The sequence below is a fragment of the Shewanella sp. SG41-3 genome, assembly GCF_014164545.1.
GTDB lineage: Bacteria > Pseudomonadota > Gammaproteobacteria > Enterobacterales > Shewanellaceae > Shewanella > Shewanella vesiculosa.
Map to the genome: position 1 here is coordinate 499,540 of NZ_JACJFJ010000001.1, position 22,602 is coordinate 522,141.

Here is a 22,602-nt window from a genome sequence, read left to right on the forward strand (position 1 = left end):
ATCGTTATATTTATATCAATGGTTAGCGCTATACAGTGCTAACCATGTTGAGTATATGTGATTATGTTCTGATTGCATTTGCTACTTTGGACCCATTGCTGCGCCCCAATGCGCGGCTAATGGTATCGCCTGCGAGTGCAAGCTTGTTCAGATCTATGCCGGTATCTATGCCCATGCCATGGAGCATGTAGACCAGATCTTCTGTCGCTAAGTTACCCGATGCGCCCTTTGCGTAAGGGCAGCCACCAAGACCCGCAACTGATGCGTCAAATACGCTAACACCGGTTTCAAGGCAGGCAAGAATGTTGGCCAGAGCTTGGCCATAAGTGTCATGAAAGTGCAGAGCTAATTTATCCACTGGCACGACATTCGCAACGGCTTCAACCATTTTTCGAGCATCATTTGGTGTGCCAACACCTATGGTGTCGCCAAGGGATATTTCGTAGCAACCCATCTGGTAAAGGATTTCAGATACTCTAGCGACTTCGCTGACGTTAATATTGCCTTCGTACGGGCAACCGAGTACACAAGATACATAACCACGTACGGCGATATTATGTTTTTTTGCTTCCTCGATTAACGGCATAAAGCGAGCAATTGACTCATCAATTGAGCAGTTAATATTTTTTTGACTAAAGCTTTCAGACGCTGCACCAAAAATAGCCACTTCATCTGCGCCAGCAGCCAGAGCCAGTTCAAAGCCTTTTAAATTGGGCGTCAAGGCACTGTAAACCACGCCAGGGTGACGATTAATTTGACCTCTAAGTTGATGAAACACGGCATCGGAATCGGCCATTTGTGGCACCCACTTAGGTGACACAAAGCTGCCTGCTTCAATTCGCTTAACACCTGCATCGGCCAGTTGTTCAATCAGAGTCAGTTTGTCTGCCGTTGTTACCGGCACTTCATTTTGCAAACCGTCACGGGCACCGACTTCAAAAATACTGACTTTAGTGGGCAACATTTACGCTTCCTCGACGCTGGTTTCAGTCACTAATGGCTCAACATTTAATAGTTGAGCGCCATCGCTGACAAGTTCACCGCTTTGGAAATAAAATTCACTGACTACACCATCAAATGGTGCTTCAATGGTGTATTCCATTTTCATCGCTTCCATCACCAGTAAACCTTGACCCGCTTTAACTTCATCACCTACTGCCACTAAATGCGTCACTACGGTGCCATTCATGGGGGCTTTGAGCTTATCGGCATGGTTAACCACTTCGCCGGCGACTTGAGCCAATATCGCCTTAAAATGGTAACTGCCAGACGGCAAGAATAAAGTGAAATCATCGCCTTGATGGCTGACTGGGATTTTACTTTTATGACCGTTAATTTCGGCTAATAGTAAATCGGCTTTGAGTTCACCGGCTAACGTTAGTACTTGGTCGTGTAAACACAGTTGATACTGTTCGCCAATGGCGGTGAGTAATAAATCATGTTGCTGAACATCGGCTGCGGTATCAGTTAATAGCGATACGTGATGCACGCTAGAGCTGTTTAATCTAAAGCCGCTGACCAAGCCCCATGGAGAATAAGGATCGGCACTGTTGATTGCTAATGCTTTAGCCGCTTGCTTACGTGACAGTACTTGAAAAAGCCCTGCTAGCGCTAAAGCTGTATCGGCTTCAACGGCCGCATCACCAATTAAGGTGTCGCCATAGCGTTCAATAAAGTCAGTACAGAAATCTGCAGCAGCAAACGCTGGGTGTTCGGCAATGTTAGCTAAAAATTCGATATTATGTTTAAGGCCACTAATTTGGTATGACTCTAGCGCATGCATTAAGCGTTGTAATGCACGAGGGCGCGACTCATCCCACACAATCAATTTAGCAATCATTGGGTCATAAAAGTTACTGATAATATCGTTTTCACGAATGCCAGAATCAATACGCACGTGACGATTTTGCTCTGGTTCACGTAAAAAGTTGAGCTTGCCACTGGCCGGTAAAAATTCGTTTTGCGGATCTTCAGCGTATATCCGCACTTCAAATGAATGACCATGAATGCGCACTTCATCTTGGCTCAGTGGCAATTCACCACCACTGGCGACCAAAAGCTGCCATTTAACCAAATCTTGGCCGGTGACCATTTCAGTTACTGGGTGTTCAACTTGGAGGCGAGTATTCATTTCCATGAAATAAAAGCTGTTGTCGGTATCCAGTAAAAACTCAACGGTACCAGCGCCGACATAATCAATGGCTTTGGCGGCTGCAACGGCAGCGTTACCCATCTGCGCACGTAACTCATCAGATAAACCTGGAGCAGGCGCTTCTTCAACCACTTTTTGATGGCGACGCTGAATAGAGCAATCACGATCTGACAAATAAATGGCATGGCCGTGGCTGTCAGCAAACACTTGCACTTCAACATGGCGCGGCTGACGTAAGTAGCGTTCCATCAAGAGTTTGTCATTGCCAAAAGACGAGATGGCTTCACGGCGCGCTGATTTAACGGCTTCTAGGATTTCACCGTCGTTTTCTACGATACGCATCCCTTTACCGCCGCCGCCATAAGCCGCTTTAATCAGTAACGGGAAGCCGATAGCTTTGGCCTGAGCAATTAATGTGGCATCAGTTTGATCGTCGCCGTGATAACCCGGTACGAGCGGCACATTGGCTTTAGACATGATGTTTTTGGCAGCACTTTTACTGCCCATGGCATCAATAGCGTCGCTACCTGGGCCAACAAAAGCGATGCCATTTTGTTCACATTTACGTGCAAACTCAGCATTTTCAGACAGAAAACCATATCCAGGATGTATGGCTTGTGCACCTGACTTTTTGGCTATCTCAATAATTAAATCGGCTTTTAAATACGAGTCAGCAGGAGCACTGCCGCCCAAATAAAACGACTCGTCTGCCATGGCAACATGACGGGCGTCTTTGTCAGCATCAGAATACAAAGCAATGGTGCGTACGCCCATGGTTTGTGCCGTTTTAATAATACGACATGCAATTTCACCACGGTTTGCTATCAGTAATTTGGTAAACATTATTGGGCTCCTTGTGGATCAGATTTGACGGTTTGCCATGCGGGGGCTCTTTTTTCAAAAAAGGCATTAAGGCCTTCTTGTCCTTCATCTGATACACGAATTCGAGCAATTTGCTCGCTGGTATAATTGAGCGTGGCGTCATCAATAACGCCATCTTCTAAACGCGATACTAAGGTTTTTACCCAAGCCATGCCCTGAGGGCTATTGGCATTAAATGCCGTGATAAAGGGCGCTGCGGCAGCATCTAGGTCATCGTTAATCTGGTGGATAACTTGATGGCTTAAGGCTACATCGGCTCTAAAGCGCTCTGCCGTTAGCATAAAGCGACGCGATTGACGATTACCCATGGCGCGCACCACATAAGGACTGATCACTGCGGGGATAAGACCGAGCTTAACTTCGCTTAAACAGAAGCTGGCACCCGTTGTCGCAATGGCAATGTCGCAGCAACAAATTAATCCTAATGCACCGCCAAAGGCAGCACCTTGAACCAGAGCGATAGTGGGCTTTGGGAATTTGTCGAGTACATGCATTAATTTGGCAAGCTCGTGAGCGTCAGCAAGGTTCTGGCCAACGTCCATTTTTGCTTGTTTACGCATCCAATTAAGGTCGGCGCCGGCACTGAAGTTTTTGCCATTGGCACGTAAGATCAGCATGTTGCATTGGCTGTCATTAGCAAAGTTTTTGATGGCGTTGATCATTTCGCTGATCATCACCTCATCAAAGGCATTATGCACTTCAGCCCGGTTTAAGATCAGTTGGGCAACACCTTGTGATATCTCACATTCAATGTGTTTATATTGGCTCGTTAACATTGTTACTTACTCCTAGTCAGTTGAATTAGCCGCATCAATTACATGCGGAACACCCCAAAACGGGTATCTTCAATAGGAGCATTTAACGCCGCCGATAAGGCTAAGCCGACTACGTCACGGGTTTGCGCCGGATCAATAATGCCATCATCCCAAAGACGGGCGCTGGCATGATACGGGTGGCCTTCTTTTTCGTATTGTTCAACTATCGGTTTACGAAATGCTTGTTCATCTTCAGTAGACCATTCAATCCCTTTTCGGGCTAAACCATCGCGGCGCACTGTTGCTAACACGCCAGCAGCTTGTTCGCCGCCCATCACTGAAATCCGCGCGTTAGGCCACATCCACATCATGGTTGGTTCAAATGCGCGACCACACATGCCGTAATTACCTGCGCCATAACTGCCACCGATAATCACAGTAAATTTAGGTACATTGGCACAAGATACTGCGGTGACCATTTTGGCGCCGTGTTTGGCAATGCCTTCGTGTTCGTACTTTTTACCGACCATAAAGCCGGTAATATTTTGTAAGAATAATAATGGGATTTTGCGTTGGCAACACAGTTCGATAAAGTGAGCGCCTTTTTGCGCCGACTCAGAAAATAAAATACCGTTATTGGCTACAATCCCGACCGGATAACCATGAATGCGTGCAAAACCACACACTAAGGTTGCACCGTAATTGGCTTTAAATTCGTCAAAGTCAGAATCATCAACGATACGGGCAATCACTTCTTTAACGTCGAACGGCTTTTTAAGGTCAGTGCCGACAATGCCGTACAATTCGTGGATATCAAATTGTGGTGGTTTAACTGGACTTAATAGGCTTTTGATTTCTTTTTGATGATTCAAGCGCAATACAGCACGGCGAGCAAGTTCAAGTGCGTGGTCATCATTTTGCGCCAGATGATCGGCTACACCGGATATTTTTGTGTGCACTTCTGCGCCGCCGAGCTCTTCTGCACTGACTTCTTCACCTGTTGCCGCTTTCACCAGTGGCGGACCCGCTAAAAAGATGGTGCCTTGATCTTTAACAATAATAGATTCATCAGCCATCGCAGGCACATACGCGCCGCCCGCGGTACATAAGCCCATTACCACAGCAATTTGAGGGATGCCCTTGGCCGACATTTGTGCTTGGTTATAGAAAATTCGGCCGAAATGATCGCGGTCTGGAAAGACTTCATCTTGGCGGGGTAAATTCGCGCCGCCAGAATCGACTAGGTAGATACACGGTAAATGGCAACGGCTAGCGATATCTTGAGCACGTAAGTGTTTCTTCACTGTGATCGGATAGTAGGTGCCGCCTTTTACGGTGGCATCGTTGGCGATGATCATGCATTCAACCCCACTCACGCGACCAATACCAGCAATCACACCTGCAGCAGGCACTTCTTCGTCATACACTTCATAAGCGGCAAATTGCGATAACTCTAAGAAGGGAGAACCTGGGTCAAGCAGCTTTTCGACACGCTGGCGAGGCAATAATTTACCGCGCGACAAATGACGTTCAAGGGCGACCGGGCCACCACCTTGTGCGATTTTTGCTAGTTTTTGTTGAAGATCATTGACTAATAACGCCATGCTGTCTGACTTGGCTTTAAATTCGTCACTGCGAGGATTGATGCGGCTGCTCAGTTGCGTCATTTCTATGTCCTTAATGAAGCAAAAATAGGGGCTTGATAAGGGCGACAAGATACGCTTGATATGTCGCCCTACTGGGGCAAGTGTTGCTTACTTTGACTCGTTAAATAATTCGCGGCCAATTAACATGCGGCGAATTTCTGAGGTACCTGCACCAATTTCGTAAAGTTTGGCATCACGCAATAAACGGCCAGTGGCATACTCGTTGACATAACCATTGCCGCCGAGAAGTTGTATTGCGTCTAGGGCCATTTTAGTGGCAAGTTCTGCACTGTATAAAATAGCGCCAGCGGCATCTTTACGCGTGGTTTCACCGCGGTCACATGACTTGGCAACGCTGTAAACATAAGCGCGGGCGGCATTCATACCCGTGTACATGTCGGCTAACTTGCCTTGCACTAGTTGGAATTCACCGATCGATTTGCCAAATTGTTCACGTTCATGAATGTATGGCACCACTATGTCCATACAAGCCGACATAATGCCTAGTGGACCGCCAGCTAATACAACGCGCTCATAGTCTAGGCCGCTCATAAGCACTTTTACGCCATTATTGAGGCCGCCTAAGATGTTTTCTTCGGGCACTTCACAGTCTTCAAACACCAATTCACAGGTGTTTGACCCGCGCATACCTAACTTGTCGAGTTTTTGGGCTTGGCTAAACCCTTTCGATCCACGTTCAACGATAAACGCGGTAATGCCATGTGCGCCTTTATTTAAATCAGTTTTAGCATAAATCACATAGGTGTGAGCATCTGGACCATTAGTGATCCACATTTTGTTGCCGTTCAAGATGTAACGATCGCCTTCTTTACGAGCATGCAGTTTCATTGATACTACATCGGAACCGGCATTGGGTTCACTCATGGCTAAAGCACCAATGTGTTCGCCACTGACCAGTTTTGGTAAATATTTGGCTTTTTGAGCCCCATTACCATTACGGTTGATTTGGTTAACACACAAGTTTGAATGGGCACCATAACTGAGACCAATAGAGGCAGATGCTCGGGAAATTTCTTCCATTGCCACCACATGGGCAAGATAACCCATGTTGGCGCCGCCATATTGCTCATCAACGGTGACGCCAAGTAAGCCCATATCACCTAATACTGGCCATAATTGGTTAGGAAAGGCGTTGTCGATATCGACTTGGGCGGCCATTGGGGCAATCTCGTTAGCGGCAAAACCACGAACAGCGTCACGTAACATGTCTACATCTTCACCTAAACCGAAGTTTAAGCTGGTATATAAGTCGCTCATTTGTTTGTGTCCTGTTGAATTTTATTATGTGCTGCCAACGCTTTTTATGGGCGTTTTTGGCAGTTTTGTTTCAGTTTTGGCTTAATTGAGTAAGCCTTTTACAATTATTAGCTGTTATAAATTGATTACTTTATTTTTCTGGTCGCATTGTCAGTCAGTGCCGCTTTACATTGTTGCTCGGCAGAATTGAGCTCCATTAGCACCACTTTAATGTCATCCATTTGCTGTTGCAGAGCCGATTTTTTCTCATTGACTAAGTCAAGCATGGTGTTGAGTTGGGTTGAGCTGCTTTTATCGGCATCATAAAGTTCAAACAGACGGCGTGTTTCTGCTAATGAAAAGCCAAGGCGCTTGCCGCGTAAAATGAGTTTTAAACGCACGCGATCTTTGAGGCTGTATATGCGAGTTTGTCCGCGACGCTTAGGTTTGATCAATCCTTGGTCTTCGTAAAAACGAATACTGCGGGTGGTGATATCAAATTCTTTTGATAAGTCACTGATTGAATATGTTGATTGAGTGCTAGTGGTTGTGCTCATCATGTCACCAAAAGTGTTTCTTTTGATGCAAGATATATGAAGTTTACGTAAAGGTAAAGTTTGGGAGGTGGTTATTGGCTGCGTGCATGTTAATTTTGCTTGCCACTAGAATGTTATTATACCTTAACTGTTTGTTATATTTTGCAATTTATTACCATGTTTTTTTTACTGTTATCGATTAAATACTTAGTTGAATGCTAAGGTTTTTTTGTTGGTTTTAGAGCTTCTTATCCCTTTGTCTAATAGGGGTATTTGATGAATTCTGTTCATAATCACTGCAATACAAGCTGATTAACGGAGAGCAATATGGCTGATTTAGGACTATCAATGCATGCACAATCGATAGCCGAGCCCGAAGTGTTTTGGCAACAAGCTGCACAGGCCATTAGTTGGGACCAAGTGCCAAAAACCGTCTTAGATGACAGTAACAAGCCTTTTTATCGATGGTTTGCCGATGGCAAAATGAATACCTGTTTTAATGCATTAGACCGTCATGTCATTGCTGGCAGAGGTGATCAAACGGCTATTCATTATATTAGCCCTGTAACGCATCACGAATATTCAGTGAGTTATCAATCAGTGTTGGCGCAGGTGAAACGGCTCGCTGGATTGATGATATCGTTAGGAGTTACCAAGGGCGATAGAGTCGTTATTTATATGCCGATGGTACCCGAAACTGCTTACGCCATGTTGGCGTGTGCAAGGATTGGCGCAATTCACTCAGTGGTGTTTGGTGGTTTTGCGGCCAATGAGCTTTCTACTCGAATCAATGATGCTAAACCGAAATTAATTCTCTCAGCTTCATGTGGTATTGAACCTTCTGGTGTAGTGCCATATAAACCTCTGCTAGACGACGCATTGTCCCAAGCGACTCATCAAGTCGATCATTGTATTATTCTCAATCGCACCGAATACCAAGCTGAACTAACTTCACCTCGAGACCTTGATTGGTACAATGCCCTAGTCGATGCGCCTGATGCTGAATGTGTATCGTTAGATGCAACCGACCCTTTATATGTGCTTTATACATCAGGTACTACAGGTCAGCCTAAAGGTGTGGTACGTGATAACGGCGGTCATGCAGTTGCTTTAGCATGGTCGATGAAACATATTTATGACATTGGTATTGGCGATGTGTTTTGGGCGGCATCAGATGTTGGCTGGGTAGTAGGGCACTCGTACATCGTTTACGGGCCATTATTAGTAGGTGCGACAACCATAATGTACGAAGGGAAACCGATAGGCACCCCTGATGCTGGCGCTTTTTGGCGGATAATTGAACAGAAGCAAGTTCGCAGCTTTTTTACTGCGCCAACCGCCATTCGTGCTATTAAACGGGAAGATCCTCAAGGCGACTTCATCAAGCAATTTGATTTAAGCTGCCTTAAGCAAATGTACTTGGCCGGTGAGCGCTGTGATCCAGATACCCTAAATTGGAGTCAGCAGCATTTAGGTAAGCCAGTAGTTGATCATTGGTGGCAAACAGAAACCGGTTGGCCTGTTGCAGCTAATTTGATGGGCACAGATCCAATTGGAATTAAAGCTGGTTCTCCTGCGCGCGCGGTACCTGGGTATCAAGTGGAAATCCTTGATGCGATGGGACAACAAGTGGCGCCCAATGAAAGCGGTAACGTGGTGATAAAGCAGCCGTTACCTCCTGGCACACTAACGACTTTGTGGCAAAACGATAAACGCTATATCGACAGTTACTTGTCTATGTATCCAGGGTATTACTTGACTGGTGATGCAGGATATATCGATGAAGATGGCTACTTATATATTATGAGTCGCATTGACGACATTATTAATGTCGCCGGACATCGTTTATCCACAGGCCGATTTGAAGAAGTCTTATGCCAGCACGATGCAGTTGCTGAGGCCGCGGTAATTGGTGTGCAAGATAAACTAAAAGGCCAAGTGCCGCTTGGATTAGTTGTACTTAAAAATGGCGTTACTATGTCTGATGAGGCTCTTTATAAAGAGTTACTGGCACTAGTACGTCATGAAATTGGCCCCGTAGCTTCCTTTAGGCTTGTGAGTGCAGTACAAAAACTGCCAAAAACCCGTTCTGGGAAAATATTACGAGCCACCATGCGTAAAATTGCTGATAACAATGAATATACTGTTCCAGCAACCATTGAAGACCCGATGACGCTAGATATTATTCGCACAGCATTAACTAAGATGGGTTACGCGGATGCACTGGCTAAAGAATTAACTGTTTAGTGTGTAATCCCATGCCAATTAAAGTTAACCAATGACATTGTGTTGATGAAAGGTAACCTAAAAAAGCGAGCATAATTAGCTCGCTTTTTTATTTGCAGATAAATACTCGTGATAGTTTTGAAATCCAATATTGCGATTATTATCTGCTATTACAGTAAACGCCAATTTAATATTAAGCTCACGCCAGCTTTGGGGCGATTTATCGATTAGGTGGTGAAAGCTGGACTATGTGTCATGCAGAGGGGCAAACGCAAAGTGTAGACGTTATGTATCAATAAAAATAAGAGATAATGGGTCACTAAATTATCGCTTTATGTATGACATAACATAAGGTTTAACAGGTTGAAACTGCGAAGTTTCAACCTGTTATTTTGTCAATATCCTGTCTTGAAACAGGTTTATACTTTTAAGGTGAGACAGAATAGGTCGATTGCCATCTTTATAAGCTTAAAAATGTTGATATTTAATAAATTTTTGTTGATGGGTTAGCACTAGATTGAGAGGCATGTTTTTTATTAAGTTATTGTCTTTAATAATGAATAGCTACTTTAAATTTTATTAATATGTAGTATCCTGCTTTATTAGTACAGACGATAGCCATTTTGTGACTGTAATTTAGTTACAAGAATCGTTATAATTGCCACCCAAATGGATTCGCACTACGCGATTAATCTCTGTGACCTGTGGAAACATACACTATGAATAACCACACCCAACAATCTCACGTCGGCGTTATCGGCCTCGGTGTGATGGGCAAGAATCTCGCATTAAACATTGCTGACAATGGCTACCATGTCGCTGTTTTCGATTTAGATACTCCAAAAGTCAATGCTGCTGTGGCTCAAGAACAAAGTGAGCGCAAAGCAAATACCGCCCCCCGCATGTCCCCATGTAACAATCTTACAGAAATGCTGGCCAAATTAGTTGAACCTCGAGTGATCGTGTTATCTGTGCCTGCTGGCGCACCAGTTGATGGTGTGTGTAAATCGTTAATTGAAGCAGGTATTGAAGCTAACGACATTGTTATTGATACAGGCAATAGCTTGTGGACCGATACCGTTGATCGTGAAGCTCACTATAAAGGCCAGTTTATTTTCTTTAGCTCGGCGGTTTCTGGTGGTGAAGTGGGTGCACGTTTTGGACCATCGTTAATGCCAAGTGGTGACGAAAAGGCTTGGCATTATGTTGAGCCTATTTGGAAAGCTATTGCGGCTAAAGTTGATCCAGCAACAGGTTTACCGATTGAGCGTTTTGAGCCTGGTAATCCGGTCACTGAAGGTGAGCCGTGTACGACCTATATTGGTCCTGCGGGTTCTGGTCATTACGTTAAAATGGTTCATAACGGTATTGAATATGCAGATATGCAGCTTATTTGCGAAGCATATCAATTACTCAGTGACGGTTTAGGCCTATCTGCCAATGAAATCAGCACCATATTCAATGGTTGGAATAAAGGTATTCTTAACAGCTACCTTATGGGCATTAGTGCTGAAGTCTTGCAACAAGCCGATCCGTTAACGGGCAAACCTTTAGTTGAAATGATTTTGGATAAAGCGGGCCAAAAAGGCACTGGTTTATGGACGGCAGTGAGCAGCTTACAAATTGGTTGCCCGGCGCCAACAATTGCTGAAGCCGTTTATGCGCGTGCTGTGAGCACCCAGAAAAACTTGCGCATGCAGTTAAGCTCTAAGCTTGCTGGCCCAACACCAATCAGCTTTAGTGAAGCTGACAAAGCTGAATTTATTGCTAATCTTGAAGATGCTTTATATTGCGCTAAAGTGTGCTGTTATGCTCAAGGCTTTCAACTGATGGCGATGGCAGCAAAAGAGCAAAGCTGGAGTTTAGATTTTGCTGAAATCGCAAAAATTTGGCGTGCAGGTTGCATTATTCGTGCGACTTTCTTGCAATCAATTACTCAGGCTTATCAAGAAGATGCAAATCTTGCAAACTTATTGATGGCTGATATCTTTAGCCAAACATTGTCGCAAAAACACCTTAACTGGCGTAAAACAGTTGCTGCATCAGTTATGCAAGGTATTCCTGCTCCCTGTATTAGTTCGGCTATTGCCTATTACGACAGTTATCGCTGTGAAATGCTACCCGCTAACTTGTTACAAGGTCAGCGTGACTTTTTTGGTTCGCATACTTTCGAGCGTACGGATAAGCCAGCAGGTGAGAAATATCATTTAGATTGGAGCGCTAAAGAGCGTACTTTATCAAAAGTATAATGGCTCTTAAGCTTAAAAAGGCGCCTCATTTACAATGAGGCGCCTTTTTATTTTTTAATAAATAGATTTATCGCAGTGAGTGAAAGAACAGAGTTAACTAAGCGAAAAATACAGGCCAACACTGAACAAAACACTGAAAATCATCGTTAATTTTGCTGTTTGCCCAAGTATTGGGTTTAATGCTTCACCGCTGTTGTTGTGAAATTCGCGGCTGAGATTACGCGCAATAATTAACGAGGCTCCCGATAATAATACGGGTAAACCTTCGAGGGCTCCGAGTAAAAATCCGGCAATAATGATACCAAAGGGTAAGTAGACAAAGCTTTGATATAGCACTTTAGCTTGTGCTTCACCAATCCTCACTGCAAGCGTGTTTTTACCGGCTTTAGTATCAGTTGAAATATCTCTAGTATTATTAACCAGCATGATAGCCGCATTAAAAAAGCCAATGGCGCAACCGAGTAACCACGCGGTCATGGTGGTGGTTCCTGCTTGTAAATAGTAACTGCCAACAACGGCTACCAAACCGAAAAATACAAATGCAGCTATTTCACCTAATCCATGTGATGCCAGTGGGTAGGGGCCTCCGCTATAACATAACGCGCCTAAAATAGAGGCTACTGCGAGAATCGCAATAGGCCAGCCACCGTGCACTATCAATAACGAACCGACTAATAATGATGTGATCAGGCAGCTAATCATGGCATTTCGTACTGATGAGGGGGCTAGGATACCACTTTGGGTGACTCTAATAGGACCGATACGTTCTTCTGTGTCTATACCATTTTTAAAGTCAAAGTAGTCGTTCGCGAGATTAACTGAAATTTGTAATAATACCGCACATAACATTGATGTGAAGGCAATAAGTAAGCTAAATTGTTCGAGCCCAATGGCCAGCATGTTGCCAATTAATAATGGACCAATTGCCGCTGGTAGCGTACGAGGTCGGATAGCCATAAACCATGATTGCATTGAGCTAGGTTGCATAATATTGTGAGACGCAGTGTTGATTAGTCATGTCTAATAGCATATCAAATATTCATTTAGACTGCAGATATGAATATTTGCGTTGTATCACTATTTTACGATTTGTCATTAGATAACTGAAATTCACTATTATCATCGAATAAGCTAGAAAACATCAGCTTAACTGAGGTAACCTTAACGTTAATCCATGTTATAGAGAAGGTGTTATGAGTCAGGTATTAAACGATTTACTGTCATTATTGTCACTTGAGAAGATTGAGCTAGGTTTGTTTCGTGGTCAGAGCCAAGATTTAGGCTTTGGGCATGTGTTTGGTGGCCAAGTGATGGGACAAGCGTTAAGTGCTGCAAAACAAACGGTGAGCGAAGACCGTCATGTACATTCATTACATTCATATTTCTTACGTGCCGGTGATGAAAAGTTACCGATAATTTATGATGTTGAAAATATGCGTGATGGTGGAAGTTTTAGTGCGCGCAGAGTAAAGGCTATTCAGAAAGGGCGACCGATTTTTTACATGACCTGTTCATTCCAAAGTGTTGAACAAGGCTTTGAGCATCAAGATGTGATGCCGGATGTCCCTGGACCTGAAGGTTTATTAAATCAGCAAGAACTTGCAATGACAATGCGTGATAAAGTACCTGCGCAAATGCTCGAAAAGTTTATGGCTGATTCTCCGATTGAAATGCGCTTAGTTAATCCTCTACATCCCATTACACCAAATGCGACAGAGCCTAAACGCTATGTATGGTTACGTGCCAATGGACAAATACCTTCGGATCATAGTATTCAAGAATATTTACTGGCTTACGCATCGGATTTCAACTTTCTAGCCACAGCTACTCAGCCACACGGGGTGTCTTTTTTAACGCCAGGTATGCGCATGGCCACTATTGATCATGCTATGTGGTTTCATCGTCCATTTAATATGAGCGAATGGCTACTTTATTGTATTGATAGTCCTAATGCTGGCGGTGGACGTGGGTTTGTTAAAGGACAGTTTTTCGATCAGCAAGGACGTCTTGTGGCTTCTGCCACACAAGAAGGTTTACTCAGAATGACCAAGTAGGATGCTAAAGATGATTTTATTTAACAAAGGGATTCAATTCGCGCTAGTGGTTTTGATTGCCATGATGCTCAATGGTTGTGTGACAGTAGAGCCTGAAAAACCGGTAATCGTAAACGGTTATGCCGGATATGCCGAAAAGATTGCTTTGCCACAGGGGTGTAAGATCAACATTGCCTTGATTGATTTTAATACTCCAGGCGCGATTATTTCTCAAAAAAACTTTGATATTGCCAGAGCGCCTGTTCCATTTAAATTTACTTTGCCTGCCAACCTCATTAACAGTGGAGTCGATTATGGTGTGGTGGCAATGATCACCTATCAAGGCAATGCAATTTTTCAAACTTATGATAAGTTTCGTGTGATCAATAACGGTCAATTTACCACTCAAGTGTTAATGAAACGCGTTAAATAGCCACTTCGTAATCTCGCTCACAAACTGTTATCCCCGCCATTGATTGATTAACGTGGCGGGTAGTAATCTTTTGCTACTTTAATGTGTTGTTTAGGTTGTTTATGCCAGAGCTGATCTTGAATCATCGTTCGGATGCGCAAACGCGCTTAATTTGGGCTTTGTGTATCGCTTCTATTGTGGTTTATATTAATTTGTACACAGTGCAAGGCATGCTGCCGTCAATTGCTGAGAATTTTGGCGTGTCGGGTGCACAAGCGACTTTGGTGCTTTCTGTTACCAGCTTTACCCTAGCATTTTCATTGCTTTTTTATGCCGTGTTGTCTGACAGAATAGGGCGATTAGCCCCGATAGTGCTCAGTTTATGGCTATTAGCAGCATCGAATATTTTGTTGGTTTTTGCCCAAACGTTTGATGATTTACTTATGGTGCGCTTGCTACAGGGGATTTTGTTAGCGGCGGTGCCCGCAATTTCGATGGCATATTTTAAAGAGCAATTGGCGCCTTCTTTTATGCTTAAAGCCGCAGCAGTATACATAATGGCTAACAGTATGGGCGGCATTGCAGGGCGAATTTTTGGCGGTTTAATGGCACAAAACTTGTCATGGCAATCGTCTATGGGGTTGGTTTTTGTGGTAACGCTAATAGGGGTTGCTTTGGTGACATACTTATTACCACGCAAAGAGATAAAACCTACAGTGATTAAGCAGAAAGTGTCTTTACTGCGTAAGGTAAAACAAGACATTGATGGTTTTATGTTTCACTTATCTGATCCGCAAATGCGTTTGGCCTATATGGTTGGTGGCTTAGCCTTTATGATGATGGTCAATCAGTTTAGCTTTATTCAGTTACATATAATGGCTGAGCCTTATGGGTTAAGTCGTTTTAATGCAACCTTGATATTTTTATGTTACTCAAGCGGCACTTTTGCGTCTTATTTGTCAGCTAAGTGGATTATGCGATACGGTTCTATGCCATTATTTAGAGTGGCATTATGCTTAATGGTTGCCGGTACTTCATTGACCTTAGTCGATACACTGGCTGCCATTGTGATTGGCTTTTTGATCAGTGCTTGTGGATTTTTTCTAACTCATAGCTGCTGCAATTCGTTTGTTGCCATTCGTGCAACCAGCCATCGAGCTAAGGCTACGTCACTTTATTTATGCTGTTATTACCTTGGGGCCTCATTAGGCGGACCTTATTTAATGTTGTTTTGGCATAAAGCAGAATGGAATGGGGTGGTAGTGGGTTCTATGACGCTTTTGGCATTGCTACTAGTCGCAATTTGGCGTTTAGGAATACATCAACAGCATGCTGCTGATGTATCTATCGCCGATTAACAGGTTAATTCTCGATAAACTGTTTACGGTCTAAGTCAAATTTGCGCATTTTGTCGTACAAGGTTTTACGGGGGAGCTCGAGCTGTTCCATGGTTAATTTTATGCTGCCTTTATTATGACTTAAGGCTTCTTCAATCAACATACGCTCAAAAAACTCTACTCGCTGCTGCAATGACATACTGGTATGTATGGTTGTATTGCTTTCTAGATTACCAGCAAAAGCGGCCTCAGCGCCCAGTAGAACATAGCGTTCAGCTAAGTTACGTAATTCACGCACATTACCCGGCCAATCATGTGCGGTAAGCACCACGGTTTGTGACGTATTTAAGGCAATAAGTGCTTTATGGTATCGAGCCGATGCAATTCTAGCAAAGTGTAAAAACAGCAGTGGAATATCTTCTCTTCTATCTCTTAGCGGCGGAATAACAATAGTGACCAAGTTAAGACGATACAATAAATCTTGTCTGAATTTGCCTTCTTCACACAGCTGCTGCAAGTTTAATTTTGTTGCAGCAATGACTCTGATATCTAAGTCTATTGGTGTGTTTGAGCCCAGCCTTTCAACTTTGCGGTCTTCCAACACGCGTAATAATTTCACCTGCAACGCCATTGGAGTACTTTCTATTTCATCTAAAAGTAGTGTACCGCCATTGGCATATTCGAATTTGCCGATACGGCGTTTGTCTATGCCGGTAAAAGCGCCTGATTCAGCACCAAAGAGTTCGCTTTCTATGAGATTTTCCGGAATAGCACCACAATTAATTGCGACAAAATTGGCTTTGTTACGGTAGCTATGGTCATGTAAATATCGGGCGACTAACTCTTTACCCGCACCGGTTTCACCTTCAATCATAATATCGGCGGGTGTATCTAATACTTGGTCTATAAGGTGGCGCATTTTCATTACGCTAGGACTGTTTCCTAAAATACGCGGGCCAGGAGCAATGTGAGATTCAAGTTCGCGTTTAAGCTTGCGGTTTTCTAACGTTAACGATCGCTTATCTAGAGCACGTTTGGTGACATCGAGTATGTGTTCGTTATTAAAAGGTTTTTCGATAAAGTCGTAGGCCCCTTTTTTCAGTGCGTCGACAGCCATTGCTATGTCACCAAAGCCAGTTAACAGTACAACAGGAAGATCACTGTCTTGTTGTTTCAGTTGTTGTAATAAACTCAATCCATCAAGTAATGGCATATTGACATCAGAGATCACAATACCTGGCCAGTTAGCGGTAATGTGACTGGAAATAGACTGTGGGTCTGTGGTGGCTAAGGCACGAATATTTTCGAGTTTGAATAATTGTTGCAACACGATACCAATATGAGGTTCATCATCAACAATAATGACTTGATAATCGTTGATGTCTTGTATTTGAGTCACGTTTAGACTTCCTCACGTAAATAAAGAGGCAAAATAATATGGAAAATAGCGCCACCTTGAAGGGCGTTTTCGACTGTAATAGAACCTTGCATGGATTCGATAATCCGTTGCGAGATGGACAAGCCTAATCCTAATCCCTGACGTTCGCTGGTGGTATAGTAAGGTTCAAAAATTTTGCTCATTTGGCTTTCTCTCACACCCGGACCACTGTCTTGGATACTGATGTTTACCTTGTTATCGCAATAGACTTCGATACGTAATTTTCGTTCGGTAGATTGTTGCATTGCAACAATGGCATTACTGATAAGATTAACCAATACTTGCTGTAATCGCACGCTGTCACCCCAGATTTGACACTTACCCTGTAGGAGTTGCAGCGACAGTTTTATACCTTGCTTGTCTATTTCAGGTTGAACAATTGTTAACGCCTGTTCTATCGATTTTGTTATATCAGTGGCGTTGTCTTTACCCTGAGACTTACGGGTAAAGCTCTTAAATTGGCCAATAATATCTGCCAATCTATCGGTTAGTTCGATCATGATTTTGATATTATTACCGGCATCGTCAAGCATATTTCGCCCGATGAAAGTTTGGGTATTTTGTGCGTAACTTCTTAGTGCCGCCAGAGGTTGATTTAGTTCGTGATTAATACTGGCTGACAGGCTGCCTATGACGGTCAGCTTTGCAGCTTGAATCAGTTCGTCTTGAGTGTCTTTTAATTGGGTGTTGGCTTGCTCAAGCTCTAAGGTGCGCTCTTTTACCCTTTGTTCAAGTTGATTTTGTGCTTGACGCATTCGGCGTAAATTTTTACGACGTTCAATGTTATAAAGAATAAATAATGCCAGTAATAAATATAGCGTGGCAGCCAATAGCAATATCTGTGGCAAAGACTCATATAAGGGCTTCATTGGTGCAAGTACATGAACGTTCCAATTAGCATTAGGCATAAATTGATGACGTTCAAGGTATTTTTTTTGCCCTTCAAAGGATGATATTTGGTAAACCTGAGCAGCATGGGAGTTACCAATCTTAAAGCTAGGATTGACACTAAGCTCACCAATGGGTCTATTGGCGTAACGTTTTGAAGAGTTGAGTGCAAAACGTTTGGCCTGTGTCAGCGGTGATAATGAATTAAATCGCCAGCTATTGATACTTGATAGAAACACGATATTGTCTGGATCGCTGATCATAAATTCATATTGGCTTGCGATGGCAATGCCACTACTTTGTTGTTCAATTAAGCCAATATCAACTTTAACAACGACTACACCCAAGACTAGACCATTGTGATAAACCGGGTTAGCAAAATAGAAGCCGCGCTTATTTGATGAAGTTCCGACGGCATAATATCGTCCTGATTTACCTGATATCGCTTCGATAAAGTAGGGTCTAAATGAATAGTCATGATTAATAAAAGAATTCGGCTGATCCCAATTGCTGGCGGCAATAGCGACTCCGAGCGCATCGGTCAGGTAAATATCAGATGATTCGGTGACTTGCTGTAATTCAGATAAATAAGCGTTCAGCTTTTCAATAGTTTGAGAGTTTTGTTGATCGAGTAACCCCTGTTCTAATATAGGGTTTTGTGCAAGTACGGCTGGAATATTCTCGTAGTGTGACAGTGCGTTATCGATAAAAATAACCAGTTCATTGATTTGCTTCTCAGATTGCTCTGCAATATTTTTCGTGCCTTGTTCAAGTACATACCAATAAGTCATTTTAAGAGTGAGTAATAATCCTATGATGAGCATGATGCTTACTAAAATATTACGTTTCTTGATGGTAAAAAATGAAAGCATGAATATTACCAATTAGTTGTGGTTATTTTGAGTCATGAATAAAAAAACGAGCCTTAATCAAGGCTCGTTTATAATACGCGAATTATCAAGCTAGTAGCCGTTTAATTTGTCTATATATTCCGGTAAAAATAGTGAAATTTGTGGAATATAGGTAATTAACATCAAGAAACCGAGTAATAATACCAACCAAGGTAAGCATGACTGAATGACCCATCCCATACTTTTACCCGTTATTCCCGCGGTGACAAAGAGATTGAGTCCGACGGGGGGGGTGAGCATTCCTATCTCCATGTTAACCACCATAATGATCCCTAAGTGGATAGGGTCAATACCCAGTTGCGTTGCGATAGGGAACAGAATGGGCGCCATAATGAGCAAAATGGCAGAGGGCTCCATAAAGTTACCTGCGGCTAACAACAGTAAGTTAACAATGATCAAAAATCCCCAGGCAGGCAAACCTAATCCGACAATAGCTTCTGCAATAATGTGCGGAATGCGTTCGGTGGTTAACACGTGCGCAAATAGCATGGCATTAGCAATAATAAATAGCAGCATAATACTGACTTTTGCGCCGTCACGAACCACATGACGAATTTCTTTGTCGGTAGGTGTTTTTATCACAGCAAGTAACATGTAGCCGATATTGCGAAATGAGGCTCCGATTAAAGACTCTTGTTGATTACGCCAAGCCACATTTTTAAGTGGTCCAATATCTCGATATCCAAATACCGCAATAAAGTAAGCGTATACACAGGCTACTGCTGCAGCTTCTGTAGGGCTGGCGATACCACCATAAATTGATCCGAGTACAATAATAATAAGTGCTAAACCGCCAAGAGCTTTAGCACTTGATATCGTTAGCGCTTTTACGCCAGGAAAAGGGCGTGAAGGTAGCTTTTTTATTCTTGCCACAATGTAGATGGCCAGCATTAAAATACAGCCCATCATTAATCCTGGTATCAGACCTGCCATAAACATTCTAGCAGCAGATACTTCAGTTGCAGCGGCATAAACCAGCATCACAATTGAAGGTGGGATTAAAATACCTAAAGTTCCTGAGGTGGTAATCACTCCAGCAGCAAATTTTTCAGGATATCCAGCCCGTACCATGCCAACAATTACAATTGAACCAATTGCAGCAACAGTAGCAGGTGACGATCCTGATACGGCGGCGAACAACATACAAGCCATAACGGAGGCCATAGCAAGACCACCGCGGATATGACCGACACTGTCCATAGCGAAGTCGATAATACGCCTAGCGACGCCACCAGTAGACAAAAATGCTGACGATAAAATAAAGAATGGAATAGCTAATAAAGTGTAATGTTCTGATGTTGATTCATATAGTTTAAGCACAATTGAGGCGAGTGAGTCATTTGAAAACAACAAAATCGTCAACATGCTTGAAAAGCCTAAAGCAATAGCAATCGGCATACCAATCATCATACATATAAACAAAGCGATAAAGAGTGTGGCTATAGTCATTATTTCGCGTCCTTATCATTTTCTCGTTGTTGTTCGGATGATGTGGATAGCGCTGCTTCATCAATTAAATGCATACTGTCTTTAGCTTCATCGGCCAATTGAAAGCCGACTGCTTGGTTTTTTAGAATAGCGATAAACAATTCTATAAAGCGCCAGGTGAGCATTGAAAATCCGATAATGAGAATACTTTGAGATAACCAAATCGGCACGGCACCATCGTCTACATCGATGCGCAATGTTTCCCAAGCAAAATCGGGATCTAGCTGTTGAATTAACCATACTGGAAAGTCGATATCTTCCATCGGGATACCAATTTGGTACATTTGACTAAGGTAGTCCCAAGCCCCCTTTAAAAACATCGCACAGTAAATAATGCAACATAGACATGCAAAGATCGCTACCGCTTTCTGAGGTTTGCCTGATAATTTAGACACAAAGGCATCAACGCCAATATGTGCACCCACTTTGACACCATAAGACATGCCAAATAGTACAAACCAGCCACATAAGGTTAGGGTGAGTTCTTGGATCCATAAGAAACCGGTATCGAAAAAGAAACGAGCAATAACTTCGCCAAAAACGAGCAATGTCATTAATGTAATCAAAAGATTAAGAAAGCCTTCTTCAAAATAACCAAATAGTCTTGAAATCACGGTCATACTCCTTAAATAAAAAAGGGTGGTACTAACGCTGAATGCATTCAGTACCACATCAAGTATTTAGACTATTTAGTGTTAGCCGCGACAGCAGCATCAATCATATCTTTGCCAATTTGATCTTCAAACTTAGCCCAAACTGGTTTCATAACATTAATCCACTGTTGGCGTGCAGCAGGGGTTAACGTGACGAGTTCAGAACGCTTAGAGTCAATAATCGCTTGTCTATCTTCATTATCTTTTTCTGAGGCAATTTTGTTGCCAAGGGCAATCGCTTCATCCAAAGATGACTTAAAGATGGCACGTTTTTCTGCTGGTAAGCCTTTCCAGAAGGTATTTGATGTCACCACCATATAATCTAAAACACCGTGATTACTCTCAGTGATTTGACTTTGCACTTCATAGAATTTCATTGAGTAGGTATTTGACCAAGTATTTTCTTGACCATCAATTGCGCGGGTTTGTAATAAAGTAAACACTTCAGAGAATGGTTTTTTTACTGGAATGGCACCAACAGCATCAAACTGAGCTGCAATCACGTCAGAGGCCATGATACGAAACTTTTTGCCTTTAGCATCTTCTGGTAATGCTAATGGATCGTTTGCTGAAAACTGCTTCATACCGTTGTGAAGATATCCCAGACCAACAACGCCTTTACGGTTCATTGAGTTGAGTAATTTCTGGCCTGATTCTGATTGCTGAAAACGATCAACCGCTGCCATATCTTCAAATAAGAAAGGTAAATCGAAAATCTGTAGTTTTTTGGTAAAACGCTCAAATTTAGACAATGATGGTGCAACAAATTGCACATCGTTTAACAGTAATGCCGCCAGCTCATTGTTATCCCCAAATAACTGTGAGTTTGGGAATACGTTAACAATGTATTCACCTGGTAGGCGCTGTTCAACTAACTCTTTAAATTTCAGCGCCATCTGTCCTTTTGGCGTGTTCTCTGCAACCACATGCGAAAATTTAATTTCTATCGGTTCAGCAAAGACATTAAAACTCGCAGCAAGGATTGAGGCAATCGTTGCTAGCTTAGCCATTGATTTTAGAGGTCGAGTAAAGGCACTTGTTGATTTTTTCATATAATTAACTTCCTTTTTTTTTAGTGTTTTATTTTTCCTCAGCTAGTGACTTGCTCCAGAACAAGTACGCCATAAACGCTTATGAGGATAGTTAAAACATAGCAAGCATTGGGCCAGAATGTTAATTATTTGTAACTTCATGATATTTATTAATTTAAATTTACATAGGAAAAATAGAAATCATTTTGTGTGTGGATAGTCACACACATTCAATAAAGCAATGGGTGGAATGTCACACATTTTCTTATGATGTTATCGAGATCTAATAAGTGGGGGAGTAGCTAAAGAATAAATTACTGAAGAAGGTTGATTATGTAGTCTTGGCAAACCAGATAATCAATGATATCCATATCTCGATAGAATAGACAAGAAATCGCAAATACAAAAAAACCACCATGAGGTGGTTTTTTGTTTTTAATGCAAAAATGATATTAAGCATTAGTACCAATATTAATTGGTGGAGCTACACGGGATCGAACCGTGGACCTCTTCACTGCCAGCGAAGCGCTCTCCCAGCTGAGCTATAGCCCCAAATTTTAGTTAATAGACACCAAAATTTGAAAAATATGGTATCCCATAGGGGATTCGAACCCCTGTTACCGCCGTGAAAGGGCGGTGTCCTAGGCCTCTAGACGAATGGGACACAGTTGATACGTTATACTCTGTATCGAGTGAATACTCATTGGT

The 22,602-nt window shown here is 42.7% G+C and carries 17 protein-coding genes and 2 tRNA genes; 5 read left to right on the plus strand and 14 right to left on the minus strand.

Features of this window, described 5'->3' with window-relative positions; translation table 11 throughout:
* Positions 1-61 precede the first annotated feature (61 nt).
* From H5164_RS02175 to H5164_RS02200, 6 genes are all read right to left on the minus strand, one after another.
* The gene (locus H5164_RS02175) at positions 62-964 is read right to left on the minus strand and encodes a hydroxymethylglutaryl-CoA lyase (protein ID WP_182698098.1); all 903 of its coding nucleotides are present in this window, start codon (positions 962-964) and stop codon (positions 62-64) included.
* The gene (locus H5164_RS02180) at positions 965-2,995 is read right to left on the minus strand and encodes an acetyl/propionyl/methylcrotonyl-CoA carboxylase subunit alpha (RefSeq protein WP_182754579.1); all 2,031 of its coding nucleotides are present in this window, start codon (positions 2,993-2,995) and stop codon (positions 965-967) included.
* Positions 2,995-3,810 carry an enoyl-CoA hydratase-related protein gene (locus H5164_RS02185; protein ID WP_182754580.1) on the minus strand — a complete coding sequence of 272 codons (816 nt, stop codon included), beginning with the start codon at positions 3,808-3,810 and terminating at the stop codon, positions 2,995-2,997. Before H5164_RS02185 ends, H5164_RS02180 begins: the two co-directional genes overlap by 1 nt.
* 38 nt (positions 3,811-3,848) lie before the next feature.
* On the minus strand, positions 3,849-5,456 hold the full coding sequence (locus H5164_RS02190) for a carboxyl transferase domain-containing protein (protein WP_182742367.1): 1,608 nt from the start codon (positions 5,454-5,456) through the stop codon (positions 3,849-3,851).
* Positions 5,457-5,543: 87 nt separating this feature from the next.
* Positions 5,544-6,713, minus strand: a complete 1,170-nt coding sequence (locus H5164_RS02195) for an isovaleryl-CoA dehydrogenase (protein WP_182754581.1) — start codon at positions 6,711-6,713, stop codon at positions 5,544-5,546.
* Between the two features lie 125 nt (positions 6,714-6,838).
* Complete coding sequence (locus tag H5164_RS02200) at positions 6,839-7,249, minus strand: MerR family DNA-binding transcriptional regulator (protein ID WP_124018000.1); 411 nt, start codon at positions 7,247-7,249, stop codon at positions 6,839-6,841.
* Between the two features lie 306 nt (positions 7,250-7,555).
* On the opposite strand from H5164_RS02200, the gene H5164_RS02205 reads away from it, so the two are divergent.
* Together H5164_RS02205 and gndA are read left to right on the plus strand one after the other, a co-directional pair.
* Positions 7,556-9,475, plus strand: a complete 1,920-nt coding sequence (locus H5164_RS02205) for a propionyl-CoA synthetase (RefSeq protein ID WP_182754582.1) — start codon at positions 7,556-7,558, stop codon at positions 9,473-9,475.
* 698 nt (positions 9,476-10,173) lie between these two features.
* Positions 10,174-11,703: an NADP-dependent phosphogluconate dehydrogenase gene (gndA, locus tag H5164_RS02210; RefSeq protein ID WP_182754583.1), complete on the plus strand. Its 1,530-nt coding sequence runs from the start codon at positions 10,174-10,176 to the stop codon at positions 11,701-11,703.
* Positions 11,704-11,796: 93 nt separating this feature from the next.
* Here the strand turns inward: gndA and H5164_RS02215 are convergent, their stop codons facing one another.
* On the minus strand, positions 11,797-12,690 hold the full coding sequence (locus H5164_RS02215; RefSeq protein ID WP_124018003.1) for a 1,4-dihydroxy-2-naphthoate polyprenyltransferase: 894 nt from the start codon (positions 12,688-12,690) through the stop codon (positions 11,797-11,799).
* 206 nt (positions 12,691-12,896) lie between these two features.
* Here H5164_RS02215 and tesB point away from each other — a divergent pair, with 206 nt between their 5' ends.
* The 3 genes from tesB (at position 12,897) to H5164_RS02230 (ending at position 15,506) form a co-directional block, all read left to right on the plus strand.
* Positions 12,897-13,757 carry an acyl-CoA thioesterase II gene (gene tesB / locus H5164_RS02220; RefSeq protein WP_124018004.1) on the plus strand — a complete coding sequence of 287 codons (861 nt, stop codon included), beginning with the start codon at positions 12,897-12,899 and terminating at the stop codon, positions 13,755-13,757.
* A 10-nt stretch (positions 13,758-13,767) separates the two neighbouring features.
* Positions 13,768-14,169 carry a YbaY family lipoprotein gene (locus tag H5164_RS02225; protein WP_124018005.1) on the plus strand — a complete coding sequence of 134 codons (402 nt, stop codon included), beginning with the start codon at positions 13,768-13,770 and terminating at the stop codon, positions 14,167-14,169.
* A 101-nt stretch (positions 14,170-14,270) separates the two neighbouring features.
* On the plus strand, positions 14,271-15,506 hold the full coding sequence (locus H5164_RS02230; RefSeq protein ID WP_124018006.1) for an MFS transporter: 1,236 nt from the start codon (positions 14,271-14,273) through the stop codon (positions 15,504-15,506).
* A 4-nt stretch (positions 15,507-15,510) separates the two neighbouring features.
* Here the strand turns inward: H5164_RS02230 and H5164_RS02235 are convergent, their stop codons facing one another.
* The 7 genes from H5164_RS02235 to H5164_RS02265 all read right to left on the minus strand — a co-directional run bounded on the left by H5164_RS02235 (position 15,511) and on the right by H5164_RS02265 (position 22,558).
* Positions 15,511-16,884 carry a sigma-54 dependent transcriptional regulator gene (locus tag H5164_RS02235; protein ID WP_182754584.1) on the minus strand — a complete coding sequence of 458 codons (1,374 nt, stop codon included), beginning with the start codon at positions 16,882-16,884 and terminating at the stop codon, positions 15,511-15,513.
* 2 nt (positions 16,885-16,886) lie between these two features.
* Positions 16,887-18,683 (minus strand): ATP-binding protein, encoded by a 1,797-nt coding sequence (locus H5164_RS02240; RefSeq protein WP_182723278.1) that lies wholly within the window; start codon positions 18,681-18,683, stop codon positions 16,887-16,889.
* A gap of 90 nt (positions 18,684-18,773) precedes the next feature.
* A complete protein-coding gene (locus H5164_RS02245; protein WP_124018009.1) occupies positions 18,774-20,171 on the minus strand; it encodes a TRAP transporter large permease in 1,398 nt (465 codons plus the stop codon).
* Positions 20,171-20,830, minus strand: coding sequence for a TRAP transporter small permease (locus H5164_RS02250; protein ID WP_165870169.1), 660 nt, complete (start codon positions 20,828-20,830; stop codon positions 20,171-20,173). Before H5164_RS02250 ends, H5164_RS02245 begins: the two co-directional genes overlap by 1 nt.
* A gap of 65 nt (positions 20,831-20,895) precedes the next feature.
* A complete protein-coding gene (locus tag H5164_RS02255) occupies positions 20,896-21,915 on the minus strand; it encodes a TRAP transporter substrate-binding protein (protein ID WP_124018011.1) in 1,020 nt (339 codons plus the stop codon).
* A gap of 455 nt (positions 21,916-22,370) precedes the next feature.
* Positions 22,371-22,446, minus strand: a tRNA-Ala gene (locus tag H5164_RS02260).
* 36 nt (positions 22,447-22,482) lie between these two features.
* A tRNA-Glu gene (locus H5164_RS02265) sits at positions 22,483-22,558 on the minus strand.
* Between the last annotated feature and the right edge of the window lie 44 nt (positions 22,559-22,602).